Raw genomic sequence first — 3853 nt, 5'->3', positions numbered from 1 at the left:
GCGCCGCCCCGGAGCTGGAGCGGTGGCTCGAATCGCTGTGACGAAATGCGTTAAAACTTGAGGGGCGTCCGGGCGGACGCCCCTCATGTGTTGCCGCCTGCCGGCCGGCAACTGATTGCCAATCAAACAGTCCTGTGGGCCCGCATAGGCTGCCGCGGCGGCGAGTATCGTTCGTGACCGGAGGCCCAGTATGAGCGACCGTCTGCGGTGGCTCGGAGAGCACTGCTACGAGCCGCCCATGAGCGGCCCGGGGATGCGGGACGGCGTATCACTGACAGCGGTGCACGCTCTCCCCAAGACCGAAAGCGCCTCGGCCAACGCTGCCCCGAGAGCTCAACTGCCCTTTTTGCATGAGCCCTTGACGCTTGATCAGCTCAACGAGCGTGGGCCCGGGGATGTACACGATGGCCAGCCAGGGCGCCTCCGCGTCGGGATCGGCGTCCACGGACAGGAGCCGTGTGGAAACCGCCGACTCTGCGGGCGGCCTCGACCTCTGCGCGCAACCGTTCACGGAAGTGCGGGTCGGCCGCCAGTTCACGGCGGGGCACCTTGACCGCGACGGCCCGACCGCCCCGTGACCGGGCGAGGTAGACCGTCCCCATGCCGCCCGCGCCCAGCTCTCGCTCGCCAGCGTAGACACCGATCCGCCGTGGCAGGTCCGCGCCGGTCTCCATCGCCTGCACGCCTCACCCTGCGCACGGTCACCCGTACATCACGCCGCCCGGTGCACCCCGGCCGATCTCCGGTCCCGCGTGTCCGTCCAGCAGCGTAGACGAAGACACCGCCCGGCAGTCCGGGAAGCCGGGGTCAGCCGCCGCGCCGCACCCGGGCCGCCTCGCGGGCCTCCGCGAGCTTGCGGGCCTCGCTGCTCTTGCGGGACGGCCTGCCAGCGGAGCCGCCTCTCGCGTCCTTGGTGCTGCCCAGGCCACGGAACGGGGCGTTGTGGTTCTTGGGGCGCGGTACGGTCGGCCCGCCGTCGAGAGGCTTTCCGGAGGGGGCCTTGGCGCCGGTGATCCGGCTCAGCTCCGCCTCGCCGGACCGCACTTTGGTGACCTTGGGGACGACGTCGGCGTCCGCCATGATCTCGCTTGTCTCGCGGCGCTGGCCCGATAGGACGAGCGTCACAACGGTGCCGGAACGGCCGGCCCGGGCCGTGCGGCCAGCGCGGTGCAGATAGTCCTTCGGGTCAGTGGCCGGGTCGACATTGACCACGAGGTCGAGGTCGTCGACGTGCAGGCCACGTGCGGCGACATTTGTCGCTACCAGCGAGGTGACCTGCCCGTTCTTGAACTGGGCCAGGGTCCGGGTGCGCTGCGGCTGGGACTTCCCGCTGTGCAGAGCGGCGGCGGCCACGCCGCTGGCCCGCAGATGCCGCGTGAGCTGGTCGACGCCGTGCTTGGTGTCCAGGAACAGCAGGACGCGGCCGTCCCGGGCGGCGATCTCCGTGGTCACGGCGTACCGGTCCGGGCCGTGCACGACGAAGACGTGGTGCTCGATCGCGGAGACCGCACTGGACGAGGGGTCCACGGAGTGGACGGCGGGGGCCCGCAGGTAGCGGTGCACCAACTGGTCGACGTCGCGGTCGAGGGTGGCGGAAAACAACATCCGCTGCCCGTCGGGACGCACCTGGTCCAGGATCTCGGTGACCTGCGGCAGGAACCCCATGTCACACATCTGGTCGGCCTCGTCCAGGACCGCGATGCCCACCCGTCGCAGTCGGCAGCCCTTGCGCTCGATGAGGTCGTGCAGCCGACCGGGCGTAGCGACGACGATCTCGGCGCCGTCCCGCAGCACGGCGGCCTGCCGACCGATGGACACTCCGCCCACCACGGTCGCGAGCCGCAGCCGCAGCGCCTCCGCGTACGGGGTGAGCGCCTCACCGACCTGCTGCGCCAGCTCCCTGGTGGGCACCAGAACGAGTGCAAGCGGCTCCTTGGGCTGCGCGCGCTGCCCGGCCGTCCGGGCGAGCATGCCCAGGCCGAAGGCGAGCGTCTTGCCGGATCCGGTGCGGCCCCGGCCCAGAACGTCCCGTCCCGCGAGCGCGTTGGGCAGTGCCGCCGCCTGGATGGGGAAGGGCACCGTCACACCGTGCTCGCCGAGCGTCCGCAGGATCTCGGCCGGCAGCCCCAGCTCCGCGAAGGACGCCGCCGGGGGCAGTGCCGCAATGGCGCCCGACGCCTCGGGCGCCTGGTCCTGCTGCCGGGCACCGGCACGTGCTGATTCGCTCACAGAAAGCCTTCCTCCGATGGGACCGTACCGAGGAAGGTGCGGCGGGGACGCGGCCACCGGTCAGGGACACCGAACCGGGCACCGACACAGCGACGCTGCAAAAGCTCAACGCTAGCACGGGGCACACCGCCCGGGCTTCCCATGGCCGCGCCGCTCAGCCGCGGAACGACAGCCGGACCTGCCTGTGCGGCTTGTCTCGACGCCGGCGCTCGTAGCCCGTCCGGTCCTCGGCCCGGACGGGAAGCTGGGCCAGGGCGTCGCGGACCGGCAAGGTCACGGTCCCACCGGGCTCGGCAGCCGGGGCGGCGTGCGCGGCCGTCGGGATGAGCAGGGCAGTAGTTGTCCGATGGTCATCCGGCCACGCCGCCGCTCAGTGCCCGTCAGAGCAGTGCTGCCGGCCAGCAAAGCACAGGCAGCTAGGCGAGGCTGACGGCAGGTTCGTAGGCGTGCCCACGCGAACACGCCTACGAATCAGAAGTTCCGCGGCTCGTCACGGGCAGCGCGGCGCCCGGCTGATCCGGATCAAGATCTGGACGCTCGCGAAAACTGGGCCGACCAGGGGCGGCGGTGTCGTACGGCCCCTCGCCCAAGACGCCCTCGTTGTCAGTGCCACCCCGCATAGTTCAGGCATGTTCGACGGACTTAATGACATCGACTGGGCGTCGATGGAGCACGCGTACGGCTCGGCCGAGGAGGTGCCGGCGCTGCTGTGGGCGCTGCGCTCCCCGGATGCCGAGGAACGCCACAAGGCCCTCAACCGCTTCTACGGGGCGGTCCATCATCAAGGCAGCGTGTACCCGCCCACGGCAGCCAGCCTGCCCTTTCTGTTCGAGCTGGCCGCCGACAGCGCCACGCCCGACCGGGCCGCCGTCGTCGCGCTGATGGTCAGCATCGGCCGGGAGTCCCTCGACCGGGGCTTCGAGGACGACGGCACCGAGATCGAGTACTACCCCCCGACGGGCTGCGCGCAGGCCGTCGCCTTCCTGCGCGAGCGGGGTACGGAGTTCGCCGAACTCGCCCGTGACGCCGACCCGGATGTGCGCCTGGCCGCGATGCCCGGGCTCGGGCTCTTCCTCGACGACGCCGACCGGGTCGCCGCGGTGCTGCGCGAGCAGCTGGCCGCCGAGCGCGGCATCGCGGCGCGGCTGCGGATCGTGGAGGCGGCGGCCACCCTGTCACTGCGCCTGCCCGCGGCCTCGCAACAGGTGATGGACTGGCTCGCCGGGCTCGCCGCCGACCCGGCCCACGGCCCGGCGACCCGGCTCGCGGCCGTGGTCCAGCGGGCCCGCTGCGCCCCGGACGAGATCGGCGACGACGTCGTACCGGCCGCCGTCGGCCTGCTGCGTGAGACCGCACGCGCCATACCCGTGCAGCGGATCGCACCGGCTCCGAGCCGACCGGCGGCCCCCACGGACGGAGTCGCGCCCCAGATCGTCGCCGCCTTCGAGGATCTCGACCGGCACACGCGCGTGTACGCACCGACCACGGCCCTGCTGCGTACGTTCCACGAAGCGCTGGGGGCTCGGGTGCCCGAGCGCACCGCGATGCTGGCCGAGCAGCTGAGCAGTCCCGACCCCGGCTCGCGTCTGGACGCGGTCCGTATGAGCGGGGAGCTGATGCGGGC

At 72.0% G+C, this 3853-nt stretch carries 2 protein-coding genes and 2 pseudogenes; 1 reads left to right on the top strand and 3 read right to left on the bottom strand.

Annotated elements, in window-relative coordinates; genetic code table 11:
• Positions 1 to 294 precede the first annotated feature (294 nt).
• The 3 genes and pseudogenes from ACFW2E_RS43025 to ACFW2E_RS43015 form a co-directional block, all read right to left on the bottom strand.
• A pseudogene (locus ACFW2E_RS43025) lies at positions 295 to 674 on the bottom strand (serine/threonine protein kinase); the annotation flags it as partial.
• 133 nt (positions 675 to 807) lie between these two features.
• Complete coding sequence (locus ACFW2E_RS43020) at positions 808 to 2229, bottom strand: DEAD/DEAH box helicase (protein ID WP_384476485.1); 1422 nt, start codon at positions 2227 to 2229, stop codon at positions 808 to 810.
• A gap of 154 nt (positions 2230 to 2383) precedes the next feature.
• Positions 2384 to 2506 carry a hypothetical protein gene (locus tag ACFW2E_RS43015; RefSeq protein ID WP_384476482.1) on the bottom strand — a complete coding sequence of 41 codons (123 nt, stop codon included), beginning with the start codon at positions 2504 to 2506 and terminating at the stop codon, positions 2384 to 2386.
• A 352-nt stretch (positions 2507 to 2858) separates the two neighbouring features.
• On the opposite strand from ACFW2E_RS43015, the pseudogene ACFW2E_RS43010 reads away from it, so the two are divergent.
• Positions 2859 to 3853, top strand: a pseudogene (locus ACFW2E_RS43010) (HEAT repeat domain-containing protein); the annotation flags it as partial.

It is taken from the genome of Streptomyces sp. NPDC058964 (assembly GCF_042741275.1).
Lineage (GTDB): Bacteria > Actinomycetota > Actinomycetes > Streptomycetales > Streptomycetaceae > Streptomyces.
The sequence above is the reverse complement of the archived record's forward strand: the minus strand, read 5'-3'. Positions and strand labels throughout refer to the sequence as shown.